General features: G+C 50.9%; 16 protein-coding genes. 11 read left to right on the forward strand and 5 right to left on the reverse strand.

What is annotated here, in order from left to right; translation table 11 throughout:
- Positions 1-19: 19 nt before the first annotated feature.
- The 3 genes from ACKWCC_RS08975 to ACKWCC_RS08985 are packed head-to-tail and all read right to left on the reverse strand — an operon-like array spanning position 20 to position 2200.
- Positions 20-1111: a DUF4097 family beta strand repeat-containing protein gene (locus tag ACKWCC_RS08975; protein ID WP_413995588.1), complete on the reverse strand. Its 1092-nt coding sequence runs from the start codon at positions 1109-1111 to the stop codon at positions 20-22.
- Positions 1092-1646, reverse strand: a complete 555-nt coding sequence (locus ACKWCC_RS08980; RefSeq protein WP_413995589.1) for a hypothetical protein — start codon at positions 1644-1646, stop codon at positions 1092-1094. Before ACKWCC_RS08980 ends, ACKWCC_RS08975 begins: the two co-directional genes overlap by 20 nt.
- Positions 1646-2200, reverse strand: a complete 555-nt coding sequence (locus ACKWCC_RS08985; protein WP_413995590.1) for an RNA polymerase sigma factor — start codon at positions 2198-2200, stop codon at positions 1646-1648. Before ACKWCC_RS08985 ends, ACKWCC_RS08980 begins: the two co-directional genes overlap by 1 nt.
- A 254-nt stretch (positions 2201-2454) precedes the next feature.
- Between ACKWCC_RS08985 and lon the strand changes: the two genes are divergently transcribed.
- Positions 2455-4905 carry an endopeptidase La gene (lon, locus tag ACKWCC_RS08990; RefSeq protein WP_413995591.1) on the forward strand — a complete coding sequence of 817 codons (2451 nt, stop codon included), beginning with the start codon at positions 2455-2457 and terminating at the stop codon, positions 4903-4905.
- Positions 4906-4927: 22 nt separating this feature from the next.
- Positions 4928-5617 (forward strand): (d)CMP kinase, encoded by a 690-nt coding sequence (gene cmk / locus ACKWCC_RS08995; protein ID WP_413995592.1) that lies wholly within the window; start codon positions 4928-4930, stop codon positions 5615-5617.
- A gap of 114 nt (positions 5618-5731) precedes the next feature.
- Here cmk and ACKWCC_RS09000 read toward each other — a convergent pair whose 3' ends face one another.
- Positions 5732-6112 (reverse strand): LysM peptidoglycan-binding domain-containing protein, encoded by a 381-nt coding sequence (locus ACKWCC_RS09000; protein WP_413995593.1) that lies wholly within the window; start codon positions 6110-6112, stop codon positions 5732-5734.
- Positions 6113-6370: 258 nt separating this feature from the next.
- Between ACKWCC_RS09000 and rpsA the strand changes: the two genes are divergently transcribed.
- The 9 genes from rpsA (at position 6371) to ppk1 (ending at position 15143) form a co-directional block, all read left to right on the forward strand.
- Positions 6371-8239, forward strand: a complete 1869-nt coding sequence (rpsA, locus tag ACKWCC_RS09005) for a 30S ribosomal protein S1 (protein WP_413995594.1) — start codon at positions 6371-6373, stop codon at positions 8237-8239.
- Between the two features lie 251 nt (positions 8240-8490).
- A complete protein-coding gene (pyrR, locus tag ACKWCC_RS09010; RefSeq protein ID WP_413995595.1) occupies positions 8491-9030 on the forward strand; it encodes a bifunctional pyr operon transcriptional regulator/uracil phosphoribosyltransferase PyrR in 540 nt (179 codons plus the stop codon).
- An 11-nt stretch (positions 9031-9041) separates the two neighbouring features.
- A complete protein-coding gene (locus ACKWCC_RS09015) occupies positions 9042-9422 on the forward strand; it encodes a hypothetical protein (RefSeq protein WP_413995596.1) in 381 nt (126 codons plus the stop codon).
- 14 nt (positions 9423-9436) lie between these two features.
- Positions 9437-10366: an aspartate carbamoyltransferase catalytic subunit gene (locus ACKWCC_RS09020; RefSeq protein ID WP_413995597.1), complete on the forward strand. Its 930-nt coding sequence runs from the start codon at positions 9437-9439 to the stop codon at positions 10364-10366.
- Between the two features lie 4 nt (positions 10367-10370).
- Positions 10371-10703, forward strand: a complete 333-nt coding sequence (locus tag ACKWCC_RS09025) for a ribonuclease Z (RefSeq protein WP_413995598.1) — start codon at positions 10371-10373, stop codon at positions 10701-10703.
- Positions 10700-11605, forward strand: a complete 906-nt coding sequence (locus ACKWCC_RS09030) for a ribonuclease Z (protein WP_413995599.1) — start codon at positions 10700-10702, stop codon at positions 11603-11605. The genes ACKWCC_RS09025 and ACKWCC_RS09030 overlap by 4 nt, the downstream gene beginning before the upstream one ends.
- A 319-nt stretch (positions 11606-11924) precedes the next feature.
- On the forward strand, positions 11925-12572 hold the full coding sequence (pdxH, locus tag ACKWCC_RS09035; protein ID WP_413995600.1) for a pyridoxamine 5'-phosphate oxidase: 648 nt from the start codon (positions 11925-11927) through the stop codon (positions 12570-12572).
- A 10-nt stretch (positions 12573-12582) separates the two neighbouring features.
- Positions 12583-13071: a SixA phosphatase family protein gene (locus ACKWCC_RS09040; protein ID WP_413995601.1), complete on the forward strand. Its 489-nt coding sequence runs from the start codon at positions 12583-12585 to the stop codon at positions 13069-13071.
- A 2-nt stretch (positions 13072-13073) separates the two neighbouring features.
- A complete protein-coding gene (gene ppk1 / locus ACKWCC_RS09045) occupies positions 13074-15143 on the forward strand; it encodes a polyphosphate kinase 1 (protein ID WP_413995602.1) in 2070 nt (689 codons plus the stop codon).
- Between the two features lie 17 nt (positions 15144-15160).
- On the opposite strand, the gene ACKWCC_RS09050 is transcribed toward ppk1, so the two are convergent.
- A complete protein-coding gene (locus ACKWCC_RS09050) occupies positions 15161-15742 on the reverse strand; it encodes a MiaE family protein (protein WP_413995603.1) in 582 nt (193 codons plus the stop codon).
- Positions 15743-15828 lie beyond the last annotated feature (86 nt).

The following is a 15828-nucleotide window of genomic DNA, read 5'->3' on the forward strand; positions in this document are numbered from 1 at the left end:
TTTTAGTGGTTCTATTGGTTCATTTTTGGGTAAATCGTATGCTTCCGTACTCGCTGGACAACCGAACGTGACTGTTGGCAGTGGGTTGTCCGTAATGCCCTTCATAACGTTTGGCGGCATTTTTTTCCACCTGTACCGCAAGGATAAAAGCGTCCATACCGCTTACGCCCGCATATTGGGTATTTATGTCAAAGGTAAAATGATAGTTGGGGTGATAGCCAATTCTTATACCGGTGTAGTCTGTGCGCAAGATGAGGTCTCCCGCGCCCTCGCTCATTTCGCCTATGCGCACCGATCCATAGTCTGCGGTAATGTCCACCGATCCTTGGACCAGACCAAGGGATACCGTGATATAGTCGCCATTTCCCTGCACGTTCTTCACCTCGTTCACCGTAATCTTGCCGTAATCGCTGCTGTATTCCAGATCATCCATTTCCCCTACGGTAACGTTGGTATAGTCGGTGACCAATCTTAGATCGCCGGCCCGTTCCACCGTGACATCGGAATAGTCTGCCCGTATCTCGCCGCTCGCCATAAACTCTATCATAGATTTTGAGGTGTAGTCAAAATACAGTTCATTGTTCCTGCCGTTGAGCTGTCCTATTTCCAGGCGGCCATAGTCACAGCTTATTTTGGCATGGCCGTCCAGGCGGTCCAGAAAAATGGTGCCGTAGTCATTGCTCAGGTCCACCCTGTTCTTTACGGGCATCTTAATGGTGTAGTGCACCTGCATGTTCACCTTGTCGTTGTTCCGGCCCCAGTTCCATCCCCAGGAATTGCGCTCTCCAAAAGTTGTCCTGGCCTGCACCAAGGAGGGGCTGGCATCGAACACCACTTCAATTTCCTCCAGTTTTCTTTCCACCCGCTCTTCATGGTCCCCGTTGGTCTTGATGGTGATTTCCATCACCACCTTGTTTTGGTCCCAAGTGGTAATGTTGAGGTTGCCGTAGTCATTGTTGATTTTCAGCAGGGCATCTGCCGTTACCTGGAATTCCCGTTTCAGGGTCTTTTCCTTGGTGTATCTTCCCTGTCCCAGGCCCGGGTGCGCCTGGCACAATAGGCAAAACAACAAGAACACCAGGGTGGTTGTTTTATAAAATGGGGTCTTCATGGTGCATTGTTTTAATTTGGTTAACCATTTCCATCCGTTCCAGCACATCTTGTAAAAGGGCCAATCTCGTTTGGTAATTGGTGATCATGGCCCGTAGCAAGAGCTTGCTGTTGCCGCCTTGGACCAGCTCTTGCTCCAAATGGGCGTAGTCTGCTTCCAAATGTTCCAATTGTTGCAATACATCGGCGATCATCCGCTCCGTGGCGGGGGAGGATTTTTGGCGTATCGCTGTCACTTGTTCCTGTACCAGGCCGGCAAAATGGAACTGTGTCCTTTGAATCTCAGGGGAAAGGGCTCCTTGCCGGGGGTCTTGGACACCAGTTCCTTGAAGGTAGAGGCCAAGGCCCACGCCCACCAATACCGCGGCCACGGCGGCCCACTTCCAAGACCATTTCCTTCCCTGATCCAGGCCCTGGTGGGTTGCGCGGCCTTGCAAACGGGCTTCAAAACGTTCTGTATGGCCTTCTATGGGCCGTGCCACATCAAAGCGTCCCTTAAGTTCCTTAAAAAGTTGTTCCAGTTCTTTATCTTCCATCAATGGGGCATTTTTATTTTTTTTCTCAGACTTTCCTTCGCCCTTGAAATGGTGGTTCTGCAATTGCCGTAACTCAGATTCATGATGCCGGCCACCTCTTCGTAATCGTACCCCTCTATTAAATGTAGGGTAAGGGCAATACGGTAGTTTTCCTTTAGCTGGGCCAAGCTCTTTATGACCTGCCGGGCCTTGCGCACGGTCGCTTCCTGGTCCCTGGGCGTTGTGGTCTCGTCTTCCACTTTGTAAAGGATGTCCTCCAAGGGCACTTCGCCCCGTTTCTTTTGCGTCTTGTAATGCTGAAAACTATTGTTCAGCACAATTTTTTTTAACCAGGCCCCAAACGTCACTTCGCCCTTAAAACGGTGCAAATGGGTAAAAGCGCTCAAAAAGGACTCTTGCATGATGTCTTCCGCGGCCGCCGCATCCTTTACCACGCGCCATGCCGCATTGTACATGGCGTGGTAGTATTTGTTGTACACCCGCAGCTGTGCTTTTTGGTTGCCCTCCCTGCACTGTTGGAGCAACACCGCCATATGTTCTTCGCCTGGGCTCAAAAAGCGTTGGTTTGTAGTAAGGAGGCCAAAAGGTACGCTTTGTTACAGTTTTAGAAAAAAAATGTGCTGTCCGGGCGGCCCGGCAAAAAACGGTGGTGCAAGGAATGAGCTTGGCACGGGAATTGAATTACGCAGTGGAAAAAAGCATGCCTTGGCTTTAACCCGCCCATTATGTGGTGTTTATAAGGTGACAAAAGAGAGATTGATAACCCTAAAATTGCCGTTCTGAGTGACAGAATGGCCGATATTTAGCTATGGAAGATTCCAAATTTTCGAATTTTGACAATATGTCCTTGCAAGGGATAGATGAGGACTCAGAATTGATTCCTTTGTTGACGGCGGAGGATGAAGAGCAAATGAACAGCGAAGAGCTGCCCCAGACCCTGCCCATTCTGCCCTTGCGCAATACCGTGCTCTTTCCCGGGGTGGTCATTCCCATAACGGCCGGAAGGGACAGTTCCATCCGGTTGATAAAGGAAGCCAACAACGGATCAAAGGTCATTGGCGTGGTTTCCCAGAAAGATGAGCAAACGGAAGAGCCCAATGTTGAGGACATCAACACCTTGGGCACCGTGGCCAGAATTTTGCGCGTGTTGCAGATGCCAGACGGGAACACCACGGTGATCATCCAGGGCAAAAAGCGGTTTGAGATCGCGGAAGTGCTCACCAAGAAACCTTATCTGACCGCCACGGTACGGGAAACCCCGGAATTGCGGCCCGAACCCAACAACAGGGAATTTGCCGCCATCATTGACAGCATCAAGGAGCTGGCCCTGAAAATAATAAGGGACAACCCCAACATTCCCAGCGAGGCCTCATTTGCCATAAAGAACATTCAGAGCAATTCCTTCCTCATCAACTTTGTTTCCAGTAACCTTAACACGGACGTAAAGGACAAGCAGGGCCTGCTGGAAATAGGCAACCTACAGGACAGGGCCCTGGCCACCTTGAAGTACATGAACGTGGAGCTCCAAAAACTGGAACTCAAGAACGATATCCAGAGCAAGGTGCGCAGTGACCTGGACAAACAACAGCGGGAATATTTTCTGCACCAGCAGATGAAGACCATCCAGGAGGAACTGGGCGGGGTGTCTTACGATGAGGAGCTGGAAGAAATGCGCGCCAGGGGCGAAAAGAAGAAGTGGGACGATAAGGTGGCGGAGCATTTTGCCAAGGAATTGGCCAAGATGCAGCGCATGAATCCCCAGGTGGCGGAATACAGCATTCAGCGCAATTACCTGGACCTGATCTTGGATCTGCCCTGGAACGAGTTCTCCAAGGACAAGTTTGATCTTAAGCGGGCCCAGAAAATTTTGGACCGGGACCATTATGGTCTGGAAGATGTGAAGAAGCGCATCATAGAGTATTTGGCCGTTTTAAAGCTCAGGAACGATATGAAGTCGCCCATTCTGTGTCTCTACGGGCCACCGGGCGTGGGAAAAACCTCCTTGGGCAAGTCGGTGGCCGAGGCCCTTGGACGGGAGTACGTGCGCATGTCCCTGGGCGGGCTGCGCGATGAGGCGGAGATCCGGGGCCATAGAAAGACCTATATCGGGGCCATGCCGGGCCGCATTGTGCAAAGCCTAAAAAAGGCGGGCACCTCCAATCCCGTCTTTATCCTGGACGAGATAGACAAACTCTCCAACAGCCATCAGGGAGATCCCTCTTCCGCCATGCTCGAGGTCTTGGACCCGGAACAGAACAGTGAGTTCCATGACAATTTCCTGGAAATGGGCTACGACCTCTCCAAGGTCATGTTCATAGCCACGGCAAACGATCTGGGCAGCATACAGCCGGCCCTGCGAGACCGTATGGAGATCATTCACGTAAATGGCTATACCATTGAGGAAAAAGTGGAGATTGCCAAAAGGCATCTCTTGCCCAAGCAGTTACAGGAGCACGGCCTGGACAAGAGCCATTTAAAAATTGCCAAGCCACAGCTGGAAAAAATTGTGGAAGGCTATACCCGGGAATCTGGCGTACGGGGTCTGGAGAAACAGATCGCCAAAATGGTGCGCTATGCCGCCAAGAACATTGCCACGGAAGAGGCCTATGACGTAAAAGCCACCAATGAGACCATTGTGGCGGTGCTGGGCGCCCCCAAAATGGAGCGGGACAAGTACGAGAACAACGAAGTGGCCGGGGTGGTCACCGGACTGGCCTGGACCAGCGTGGGCGGGGACATCCTCTTCATAGAAAGTATTTTGAGCAAGGGCAAGGGCAACCTGAGCATAACCGGCAACCTGGGCAAGGTGATGAAGGAATCGGCCACCATTGCCATGGAGTACATCAAATCCAACGCAGCGAGCTTTGACCTGGACAGTGAGGTGTTCGATAGGTACAATGTTCACATCCACGTGCCCGAAGGGGCAACGCCCAAAGACGGTCCCAGTGCGGGCATCACCATGCTCACCTCACTGGTCTCCCTGTTCACCCAGCGCAAGGTGAAAAAGAGTTTGGCCATGACCGGAGAGATCACCCTCAGGGGAAAAGTGCTTCCCGTGGGGGGCATCAAAGAGAAAATACTGGCGGCAAAACGTGCCAGGATAAAAGAGATCATTTTGTGCGCGGACAATGAGCGAGACATCAAGGAGATCAAGGAAGATTATCTCAAGGGCCTTACGTTTCACTACGTCACCGAGATGCACGAGGTCATTGCCCTGGCCCTGACCCGGACCAAGGTCAAGAACGCCAAGAAATTATAAACATTCTGGCTACCTTTGCCCTATGAAACAGATCACCATTGCCATAGATGGTTTTTCATCCACGGGAAAAAGCACCCTGGCCAAGCAGCTGGCCAAGGCCCTGGGCTACGTGTACGTGGACACGGGGGCCATGTACCGTGCCGTGACCCTTTTTGCCATGCAAAACGAACTGGTCAAGGACGGGACGTTGGATGGAGCCGCCCTGGTAGATCGGTTGGATGAGATCACCTTAAAGTTCGTTTTTAATCCGGAACTGGGATATGCAGAAATGTATTTGAACGGCGAAAATGTGGAAAAGGCCATCAGGACCCTGTCCGTTTCAAAATGGGTGAGCCACGTGGCCGAGATAGCGGAAGTGCGCAAAAAACTGGTGCAACTGCAACAAGAGATGGGTAAAGTCAAGGGCATCGTCATGGATGGCCGTGACATAGGCACGGTGGTGTTCCCGGAGGCCGAGCTAAAGATCTTCATGACGGCCTCCCCGGAGAAAAGGGCCTACAGGCGCTACAAGGAACTGCTGGACCGGGGAGAAAAGGTGAGCTACGCAGACATCCTGGAGAATGTGGAAAAGCGGGACCACATAGATTCCCACAGGGAGGAGTCGCCCTTGCGCAAAGCGGCCGGATCCATTACGTTTGACAATAGTGATATGGGCCTCAAGGAGCAGTTTGAGCGCATCCACAATTACGCCTTACGCGTTATCCAGGGCTGACCTGGCCCCAAGGGATGCCCGGTGCAATGGCCTTGGGTTGGCCGTACATCAATCCAAAGAAACAAAAAAAAGCGCCCCAAAGGCGCCTTTAACGTTCATCTTTCCCTTGGTTCCCTAAATTTTGGGAATCACCAATTCCTGATCGGGGTGGATCACATCCGGATTTTTTAAGATGTTGGTGTTGGCCTCAAATATGGCCTTGTACTTCATGGGGTCCCCGTAATACTGCTTGGCGATCTTGCTAAGGGATTCCCCGCTCTTTACGGTGTGCCTGTGGTAAACGGACTCGTCCGCCACCGTGATATTGGCCTTGATGTCAGACGGGTTTTCACCACCTATGGCCTTGATCTTGTCCCAGAGCAGGTCTTTTTCGTAGGCCGTCTTGGCCTGCCCCTTTACTTTAAGGATGCCGTTTTCCTCGGTCACGTTGCCGTCTTGGATCTTCAACTGCTCCCCAAGCTCCAGCACGGGCTGATATTTTGCTTTAACGCTCATTTTGTGTATTTGTTATGGTTACTATTTAGGAGGGAAAGATACACATATTTACCATAAATCATCCCAAAAAAGACCAAAAGGGCATGCGATTTCATTGAGGGGGCACAATAGTTTGCATTTAAACAATTTAATCGTAATTTTGCACTCCTTTTTTGGCAGATGTACAGGAGCAATCAAGGGTAAAAAATAAAGATAACAACTTTCATGAACGGTGCGCAACTCCTGTCCCTTTTATGAGATACAAATGTAGATCAGCAAATGGCTGAAGAAAAAACAAACACCGAGGTGGAACAGACCGCCGAGGTGAACAAAGAGGTGGATCAGACCACCCAAGCAACCCCGGAAGTGGTGGAGACACCCAAACAAGACCCACAGGAATTTCTTGAAAACTTTGACTGGGAAAAATACGAACAGGGCATTGAGCGCGTGGACGACTCCAAGTTGAAGGAGTTTGAGGAGCTCGTGGCCGAAAATTTCGTGGACACCGCAGATGAGGAAGTGGTCCAGGGCACCGTGGTGTACATCACGGACCGTGAGGCGATCATTGACATCAATGCCAAGTCCGAAGGGGTCATTTCCTTGAATGAGTTCCGCTACAATCCGGACCTAAAAGTGGGGGACAAGGTAGAGGTGCTCATTGACATCCGTGAAGACAAAAGCGGCCAATTGGTACTCTCGCACCGAAAGGCGCGCACCATTATGGCTTGGGACCGAGTCAATGCGGCCCACGATAAAGAAGAGATCGTAAGCGGTTTTGTTAAGTGCAGGACCAAGGGCGGCATGATCGTGGACGTATTTGGCATCGAGGCTTTCTTGCCAGGCTCTCAAATAGATGTGAAGCCCATACGCGATTACGACCAGTACGTGAACAAGACCATGGAGTTCAAGGTGGTGAAGATCAACCACGAGTTCAAGAACGTGGTGGTTTCCCACAAGGCCCTTATTGAGGCCGATATTGAAGAACAGAAAAAGGAGATCATTTCCCAATTGGAGAAAGGACAGGTACTGGAAGGTGTTGTCAAGAACATCACCTCTTACGGCGTCTTTATCGACTTGGGCGGTGTGGACGGCCTCGTGCACATCACAGATCTATCTTGGAGCCGCATAAACCACCCCAATGAAGTGGTGGAGCTCGATCAGAAGCTAAACGTGGTGATCTTGGATTTTGATGAGAACAAGTCAAGGATCCAGCTGGGTCTAAAACAACTGGAGAAACATCCTTGGGAAGCCCTGAGCGATGAGATCAAGATCGGGGACAAGGTAAAAGGAAGGGTGGTTGTGATCGCAGATTACGGTGCCTTTATTGAAGTGGTGGAAGGTGTTGAGGGATTGATACACGTATCCGAGATGTCATGGTCCACCCACCTGCGTTCCGCCCAGGATTTTGTGAAGGTAGGAGATGAGTTGGAGGCCGTTGTGCTCACCTTGGATCGGGAAGATCGCAAGATGTCCTTGGGCATCAAGCAATTGACGCCAGACCCTTGGACAGACATTACCACCAAATATCCCGTTGGCTCCAGACATAAAGGTATTGTAAGGAACTTTACCAACTTTGGTGTCTTCGTGGAACTGGAAGAGGGCATAGACGGGTTGATCTACATCTCCGATCTGTCCTGGACCAAAAAAGTGAAGCATCCATCAGAATTTACCAATGTGGGAGACACCTTGGAGGTGGAAGTATTGGAACTGGACGTGGACGGCCGCAAACTGAGCCTTGGACACAAACAGACCACGGAGAATCCTTGGGACAAGTACGAGAAGGAGTTTGGTCTGGGAACCAAGCACACCGCCGCGATCACCGAGATCGTGGACAAAGGTGCCACGATCGATTTCAACGAGGACATCACCGCCTTTGTGCCCCAGCGCCACCTGGAGAAGGAAGATGGCAAAAAACTTGGAAAGGGCGAAGAGGCCGAATTCCAGATCATAGAGTTCAACAAGGACTTTAAGCGTGTGGTGGCCAGCCATACGGCCATATTCCGTGAGGAAGAACAGCGCAACATCAAGGCAGCCGCCAAGAGGCAGGCCGCCAGTGCCGATGAGGCCAAGCCCACCCTGGGCGATGCCAATGACGCACTGCAAGCGTTAAAGGACAAAATGGAAGCAGACAGCAAAAACAAGAAGTAACCATTTTTGCCCCATGTTATAAAAGCCCCGACATTGCTGTCGGGGCTTTTTGCTTTTGGTGGTACAGGCCTTACGGCCCAAAAGGTGGTGGCTGTCCAAAGCCGTCCCATTCGGGGAAATGCCAATAGATCACACGGGGAACATGCATGGATGCCCCGTGAGCGACAAGGGTTCCGTACTTTTGTTCATGGGGCCAAATTGGTTGGGGATAATTCCTTATTTTTGTTTCACAACAGTCTAGCAGGCCCCAAATGAGTCAGAAGGTATTACTTTCTTCCAAGGAGATCAACATCATACTTCATCGGTTGGCCTGCCAGTTGTTGGAAAACCATATACATTTTAACAACACCGCCCTCATTGGCTTGCAGCCAAGGGGAATTTACGTGGCCCAGAGGCTTTGCGCCATATTAAAGGAAGAATATGGGGTGGGCAACGTGGAACTTGGCACTTTGGACATCACTTTTTTCAGGGACGATTTCCGGAGGGGCCAAAAGCCCTTGGAGGCCACCCGTACCAACATCAATTTTTTGGTGGAGGACAAGAAAGTGGTGTTGATCGATGACGTGCTCTACACCGGCAGAAGCATCAATGCCGCCCTGACCGCCCTCCAGTCCTTTGGGCGCCCGGCAGAAGTGGAGCTGCTGTGCCTCATAGACCGTCGTTTTAGCCGGCATTTGCCCATACAGCCCAATTACAGGGGACGGCAAGTGGACGCCATTCACGGTGAAAAGGTAAAGGTAATGTGGGAAGAGAACGATGGCGAGGATCTGATATATCTAGTAAAGAACTAACACTGACCATTATGTTGTTCAAAGACTTACTGAGCAAAGAACTGGAGGAAAGGGCCGCCAGACAGCTAAAGGCAAAAGACAGCGTGCACATTTCCTTTGGGCCCTTCGGGGGCTTGGACGAGATGTACCGCTTGGGGCGCGACCTGAGACGGGAGGTGCCCCGGGAGCTGGGCAAATACGACAGTCATGACCTGGCCCTGGACAATAGCCACGGAACACTCGAGGCGCACGGCCCCAATGCTGAAAAACTGTACAAAGCCATGCTGCCCGTACTACAGACCTACGACTTTTTAAGAAATGCCACGGTAAAACTTGTTTTTGTTGGCAATGACGGAAGTACTTCCGATATAGAATTTGAGCTGGAGGCCGCAAAACCCGGGAATGCCCCATAAACAAACCAAAAGAAATGAGTGAACTGAGTGTGAATCACTTACTGGGCATTAAATACCTCAATGAGGCCGATATACAGCTCATTTTTGAAACGGCAGACCATTTTAAGGAAGTCATCAATCGGTCCATTAAGAAGGTGCCCTCCCTCAGGGACATTACCATTGCCAACATTTTTTTTGAGAACAGCACCCGCACCAAACTCTCCTTTGAACTGGCCCAAAAGAGACTCTCCGCGGATGTCATTAACTTTTCGGCCTCCCAGTCTTCCGTAAAAAAGGGAGAGACCCTCATTGACACGGTGAACAACATCCTGGCCATGAAGGTGGATATGGTGGTCATGCGGCACCCAAATCCGGGGGCCGGCATCTTCTTGGCCAGGCACGTAAAGGCCGCCATTGTCAATGCCGGGGACGGCGCCCACGAACACCCTACCCAGGCCTTGCTGGATTCGTACTCCATCCGGGAAAAATTGGGTGATGTGGCCGGAAAAAACGTGGTCATTGTAGGGGACATTCTACATTCCAGAGTGGCCCTCTCCAATATCTTCGCCCTACAATTGCAAGGTGCCAACGTAAAGGTCTGCGGCCCCAGGACCTTGCTCCCCAAACATATCGAAGCCTTGGGCGTGGGCGTGGAGACCAATTTAAAAAAGGCCCTGAAGTGGTGCGATGTGGCCAATATGCTGCGCATCCAGAACGAAAGGCTGGACATTAGCTACTTTCCCACCACGCGGGAGTACACCCAACAATTTGGAGTGACCATGGACATCCTGAACGAGGTGGACAAGGAGATCGTGATCATGCATCCGGGCCCCATAAACAGGGGAGTGGAAATAAGCAGTGAAGTGGCAGACTCCAAGCAGTCCATCATTTTGAACCAAGTGGAGAACGGGGTAGCCATAAGGATGGCGGTCATATACCTCCTGGCCTCCAAAATAAAACATTGATGTTATGATATACGATAAGGAGGGTAGCACCACCATCGTTTACCAAGAAAAGCCAAAAATAACCGCCTTTGTGGAAAATTTGGCAAAAGCCTACCCCAAGTTGAGGAACGATCATCTCATTTTAAACCTGTTCACCTTCAAGGATCTGGTGGTCAATGATGTGCTGGAGTTCTTGGAGCTGTCCAACACGCACAAAAGGGCCGGAAAATCTTTTGTCATCGTCACGGACAGATTTTCCTATGACGAGGTGCCGGAGGAACTTACCTTGGTCCCCACGCTTCAGGAAGCCCGGGACATTGTGGAAATGGAAGAAATGGAAAGGGACCTGGGGCTTTGAAGTTGACCATATTGGGCTGCTATGCGGCCACTCCGCGCGCACTTACCAACCCCACCGCACAGGTACTGGAGATAAAAAACCATACGTTTCTCATTGACTGTGGCGAAGGTACCCAGGTTCAGTTGCGGAAGTACAAGATAAAGTTTTCCAGAATCAACCATATTTTTATTTCCCATCTGCACGGAGACCATTTTTTTGGTCTTCCCGGGCTCATATCCACATTCCGTTTATTGGGTCGTGACAGGGAGCTGCACGTGTACGGCCCAAAAGGAATCAAGGAGGCCATTACGCTCCTCTTGAAACTGGGCGATTCCTGGACCAACTACCCCCTGTACTTCCATGAGCTGGGTTCCGCCGAAAGTACCTTGGTGTTCCAAGACGACAAGGTGAGCGTGCGCACCATTCCCTTGGACCATAGGATTTACACCAATGGCTTCCTGTTTCAAGAAAAGGAAGCGGACCGCACCTTGAATATTGAAGCCGCCAGGGCCCACGGGGTGGACACCGCCTATTTTCGGAACATCAAGAAAGGCAGGGATGTGGTGATGGACAATGGGAAGATCATTAAAAATGAGGTCCTTTCCTTTGATCCCCCCAAGCCCAAGTCGTACGCCTTTTGCAGTGACACGGCCTTTAAGCCCAATATAGTGCCCCTCATAAAAAAGGCGGACGTGCTCTATCACGAGGCCACCTTCTTGCAGTCCCAAGTCCTTTTGGCCCAGAAAACCAAGCACAGCACGGCCAAACAGGCCGCGGAAATTGCCAAAATGGCAGAGGTGGGCACCCTGGTGCTGGGCCATTATTCCACTAGATACCCATCATTGGATGCCTTTGCGGAAGAGGCGGCCACTGTTTTTCCCAAGGTGTTGCTGGCCAATGATGGGGTGTCTTTTCAATTCTAACCACCAGTACCTTGCTTCCTGGGCTAACCATGGGGAAGCCGATTTTTTTTTGGGTTGAAGGAAGTGAGGTGCTCTTTACCATCAGAACATCGAGTCGGGCAAGGTCAATGAACTGTCTTGCCCCTGACCATTTCCCAAAGGACGATCGGCCGAATCACTGATTCCTTTTCGAGGCCAGAAAGAACACTTCAATTTCTTTCGCCAATTTCTTAAAGAGAACGCGTATGGCTTGGTTTTGGCTTCCATCTAAAAGCCCTTAAAACCTTTGGCATCTTGTTTTTTTTGTTGAAATTTGATAAAAACGATAAGAGCGGAACCTATGCAGAAAGATTTGGGCGATTACAGAAAATCGTACGAAAAAAGCGCGTTGTTGGAAGAGGCCATCACCGATAACCCCATGCAACTTTTCCAGACCTGGTTTTATGAGGTGGAGGCCTCCGAGAGTGTGGAGGAGCCCAATGCCATGAGCATTTCCACGGTGGGGCAGGATGGCTACCCAAAGACCCGGGTGGTACTATTGAAGAAATATACCCACGAGGGATTTATTTTCTACACCAACTACCAAAGTGAGAAAGGGCGCGCCATTGCCCGGGACCCCAAGGTCTGCCTGTCTTTCTTCTGGCCCAAGATGGAACGCCAGGTCATTGTTAAGGGCACGGCCGAGAAGGTCCCGGAAAATATGTCCGATGGGTATTTTGAATCCCGGCCGGACGGAAGCAAGCTCGGGGCCCTGGTTTCTCCGCAAAGCGAGGTCATTGCCTCCCGCAGGGTGCTTGAAGACCAGCTTGCGCAGTTGGAGAAAGCCTATGCCAACAAGGAGATTCCCCGTCCCGAATTTTGGGGCGGGTACCTGGTTAGGCCCGTGTCCATGGAATTTTGGCAAGGAAGGCCCAACCGGCTGCACGATCGTCTGCGCTATAGCCTGCAGAAAGACTGGAACTGGAAACTGGAGCGCTTGGCCCCATAAAAGGTAAACGATGAAAGAGGTGATCTTTATGCGGCACGGAAAGTCGTCCTGGGAATACGAGGTGGGTGATCAGGACAGGCCCTTGAGCCAAAGGGGCGTACACGATGCCCATTTGGTGGGAGCGGCGCTGTGCGATCTGCAGTTGCCTTTGGACCACTTCTATAGCAGTCCGGCCAACCGGGCCCTGCATACCTGCATGATCTGCACGCGAGAGGTCAGCTTTCCCCCGGACCGTATTTCCATTGTGTCCCAGCTCTATGATTTTTCCGGCCACCATGCACTTGAATTTTTGCGGTCCCTGGACACGGACCTGCAGCGCGTCATGGTCTTTGGGCACAACCACGCCTTTACCCATTTGGTGAATGAGCTGGGCAGTGTTCGTCATGACAACGTGCCCACCAGTGGCCTGGTGCACCTGCGCTTTGATGTGGGCGCGTGGAGTGCCCTTGGACCGGGCGGAACCACGGTACGGTCCATTTTTCCCAAAGAAATGAGATAAGGATGAAAGAGAGCAACAACCAATATATAAACAGGGAGATCAGCTGGCTTTATTTTAACGATAGGGTCTTGCAGGAGAGTGCGGACAAGAATGTGCCGCTCATAGAACGCTTGCGTTTTTTGGGGATATTTTCCAATAACCTGGACGAATTTTTCAAGGTGCGCTACGCCACGGTGAAGCGTATTGTGCATGCCGGCAAGAGCGGTAAAAGCGAGCTGGGCGGGGAAAAGGCCAAAGATTTGCTGGAAGAGATCACCAAGATCGTCATTGGCCAGCAGACCAAGAGCTTGGGCATCCTTAAGGAAATCCAGAAAGAGCTGGAGGGCCAAAACATCTTTATGCTGCATGAAAACGATTTGAACCCATCGCAGCAACAATTCGTGAAACGTTACTTTTTTCAGAACGTGAGCCCCCAGCTCATGACCATTATCCTAAACGACCTCACCCAGTTTCCAAGGCTCAAGGACACTGCGGCCTACTTGGCCATTCGCATGCTCATAAAGGGCAACAACGCCAAAAAGGAAAAGCGTTATGCACTCATTGAGATCCCCAAGGGCATCGATCGTTTTGTGGTGCTTCCCAAGGAGGGCGAGAAAAACTTCATCATCATGCTCGATGATGTGATCCGCTACTGTCTGGACAATATCTTTACCATGTTCGAGTACGATTTTATTTCGGCCCATATGATCAAGATCACCAGGGATGCGGAACTCGATATGGACAATGACCTGAGCAAGAGCTTCATTGAAAAAATATCGGCCAGCGTGGAAGACAGGAAAATGGGCGATCCGGTGCGCTTTGTCTATGACAAGAGCATTGGGAGCGATACCCTGGTCTTTCTCAAGGAAAAAATGGGCATTGAGGGCACGGACAGCGTGATCCCCGGTGGCCGCTACCACAACAGAAGGGACTACATGGGTTTTCCCAGCCTGGGCAGGAAGGACCTGCTCTACGAAAAAATAACGCCATTGCCCGTAAAGGGCTTGAGCATGGAGGGAAGCATCCTGGAAGAAATTGCCAAAAAGGATTATTTGCAGTACACGCCCTACCATACTTTTGGGTATATCCTCAAGTTTTTGAGGGAGGCTGCGCTGGATCCCAAGGTAAGGACCATAAAAATCACCGTTTACCGCTTGGCCAATGACTCCCAGGTGGCCGCCTCCCTGATCAATGCCGTAAAGAACGGCAAGCAGGTCACCGTGCAGATAGAACTGCAGGCCAGGTTTGATGAGCAGGCCAACATACAATATGCGGAACAACTGCAATCCGAGGGCGTAAAGCTCATTTTTGGCGTGCCCGGGCTAAAGGTGCACAGCAAAATCTGTCTTGTGGAACGGGAAGAGTTGGCCGGACTGAAACGTTACGGCTTTATCAGTACGGGCAATTTTAACGAGTCCACCGCCCGGATATACACGGATTACACCTTGTTTACGGCCCATGAGGCCATTTTAAAGGAGTTGAACAAGGTGTTCGATTTTTTTGAGACCACCTACAAGATCAACAAATACAAACATTTGATCGTATCCCCGCACTACACCAAAGGTGCTTTCATAAAATTGATAGACCAAGAGATTTCCAACGCCATTCTGGGCAAGGAGGCCTTCATCCAAATAAAGATGAACAGCTTTACCTCCTACAAAATGGTGGACAAACTGTACGAGGCCAGCAGGGCAGGGGTAAAGATACAGCTTATTATCAGGGGGGTGTGCTGTTTGGTGCCCGGCGTAAAGGGAATGAGCGAGAACATTGAGGCCATCAGTGTGGTGGACAAGTTCTTGGAGCACACCCGATTGTTCATTTTTGCCAATGGGGGCCACCCCAAGGTCTATATATCCTCGGCAGACTGGATGACCCGGAACCTGGATTACCGGGTAGAGGTGGGCTGCCCCATTTACGACAAGGACATAAAGCGCGAGCTAATGGATACCTTTGCCATCTGTTGGGCAGACAACACCAAGGCCCGGGTGTTCACCGACACACAAGACAATAAATATCGCAAGGTGCAGGGGCCCAAGCGGAGGTCGCAGTTCGAGACCTACGAATATTACCGTAAAAAACAGGAGAAGAAGTAATTGCAAAGTGGGGCAGGCTACCCGTGCACCGTTTCCTTGTTGCCAAGATTCCTCATGATGTCCGCTTCATGGGCCAAAAGCGCTTGCCATTTTTGGTTCACCTCATCGGGGTCACCGTATTTTCGGGCAAACTTCAGGAACATGGTATAGTGTCCCGCCTCGCTGATCATCAATTTTCTGTAAAATTCGGCCAAGTCCTTATCTTCCAGCGCTTCGGACAAGAGACGAAAGCGCTCACAACTGCGTGCCTCAATGAGCGCAGCGTACAACAAGCGGTGCACCAATTGGGTGGTGCGGCTACCGCCCTTGGGAAAAAAGGACACCAGTTGCAGCACATAGTCATCCTTGCGATCCCTGCCCAAGGTCTTCCCGCGCGCCAGTATGCGGTCATGCACCATTTTAAAATGGCCCATTTCCTCCCTGGCCAGGGCCACCATTTCCGTGACCAGTTCCGTATATTCCGGGAAGGAAACGATCAGGGAGATGGCCGTGCTGGCCGCCTTTTGCTCGCAATAGGCATGATCGGTGAGGATTTCATCTATGTTTTTTTCCACAATGTTCACCCATCTCGGGTCTGTGGGCAGTTTTAGTCCAAGCATCTTTATTTTTTTTCAAAGCTACAAGATCATGGCCAGATGCCACAAAGCTAAGCAGCAAACGAACAAGGGTATCCGGTATTAAAGTA

The sequence above is a fragment of the Maribacter aquimarinus genome (genome assembly GCF_047345505.1).
GTDB lineage: Bacteria > Bacteroidota > Bacteroidia > Flavobacteriales > Flavobacteriaceae > Maribacter.

Bases quoted from the DNA above. Each gene is read 5' to 3' on its own strand.
- ACKWCC_RS09020 (WP_413995597.1), top strand. From the start codon at position 9,437: ATGAGTGAACTGAGTGTGAATCACTTACTGGGCATTAAATACCTCAAT.
- ppk1 (WP_413995602.1), top strand. From the start codon at position 13,074: ATGAAAGAGAGCAACAACCAATATATAAACAGGGAGATCAGCTGGCTT.
- pdxH (WP_413995600.1), top strand. From the start codon at position 11,925: ATGCAGAAAGATTTGGGCGATTACAGAAAATCGTACGAAAAAAGCGCG.
- pyrR (WP_413995595.1), top strand. From the start codon at position 8,491: ATGAGTCAGAAGGTATTACTTTCTTCCAAGGAGATCAACATCATACTT.
- ACKWCC_RS09050 (WP_413995603.1), bottom strand. From the start codon at position 15,742: ATGCTTGGACTAAAACTGCCCACAGACCCGAGATGGGTGAACATTGTG.
- rpsA (WP_413995594.1), top strand. From the start codon at position 6,371: ATGGCTGAAGAAAAAACAAACACCGAGGTGGAACAGACCGCCGAGGTG.
- ACKWCC_RS09015 (WP_413995596.1), top strand. From the start codon at position 9,042: ATGTTGTTCAAAGACTTACTGAGCAAAGAACTGGAGGAAAGGGCCGCC.
- lon (WP_413995591.1), top strand. From the start codon at position 2,455: ATGGAAGATTCCAAATTTTCGAATTTTGACAATATGTCCTTGCAAGGG.
- ACKWCC_RS08980 (WP_413995589.1), bottom strand. From the start codon at position 1,646: ATGGAAGATAAAGAACTGGAACAACTTTTTAAGGAACTTAAGGGACGC.
- ACKWCC_RS08975 (WP_413995588.1), bottom strand. From the start codon at position 1,111: ATGAAGACCCCATTTTATAAAACAACCACCCTGGTGTTCTTGTTGTTT.
- cmk (WP_413995592.1), top strand. From the start codon at position 4,928: ATGAAACAGATCACCATTGCCATAGATGGTTTTTCATCCACGGGAAAA.
- ACKWCC_RS09025 (WP_413995598.1), top strand. From the start codon at position 10,371: ATGATATACGATAAGGAGGGTAGCACCACCATCGTTTACCAAGAAAAG.
- ACKWCC_RS09000 (WP_413995593.1), bottom strand. From the start codon at position 6,112: ATGAGCGTTAAAGCAAAATATCAGCCCGTGCTGGAGCTTGGGGAGCAG.
- ACKWCC_RS09040 (WP_413995601.1), top strand. From the start codon at position 12,583: ATGAAAGAGGTGATCTTTATGCGGCACGGAAAGTCGTCCTGGGAATAC.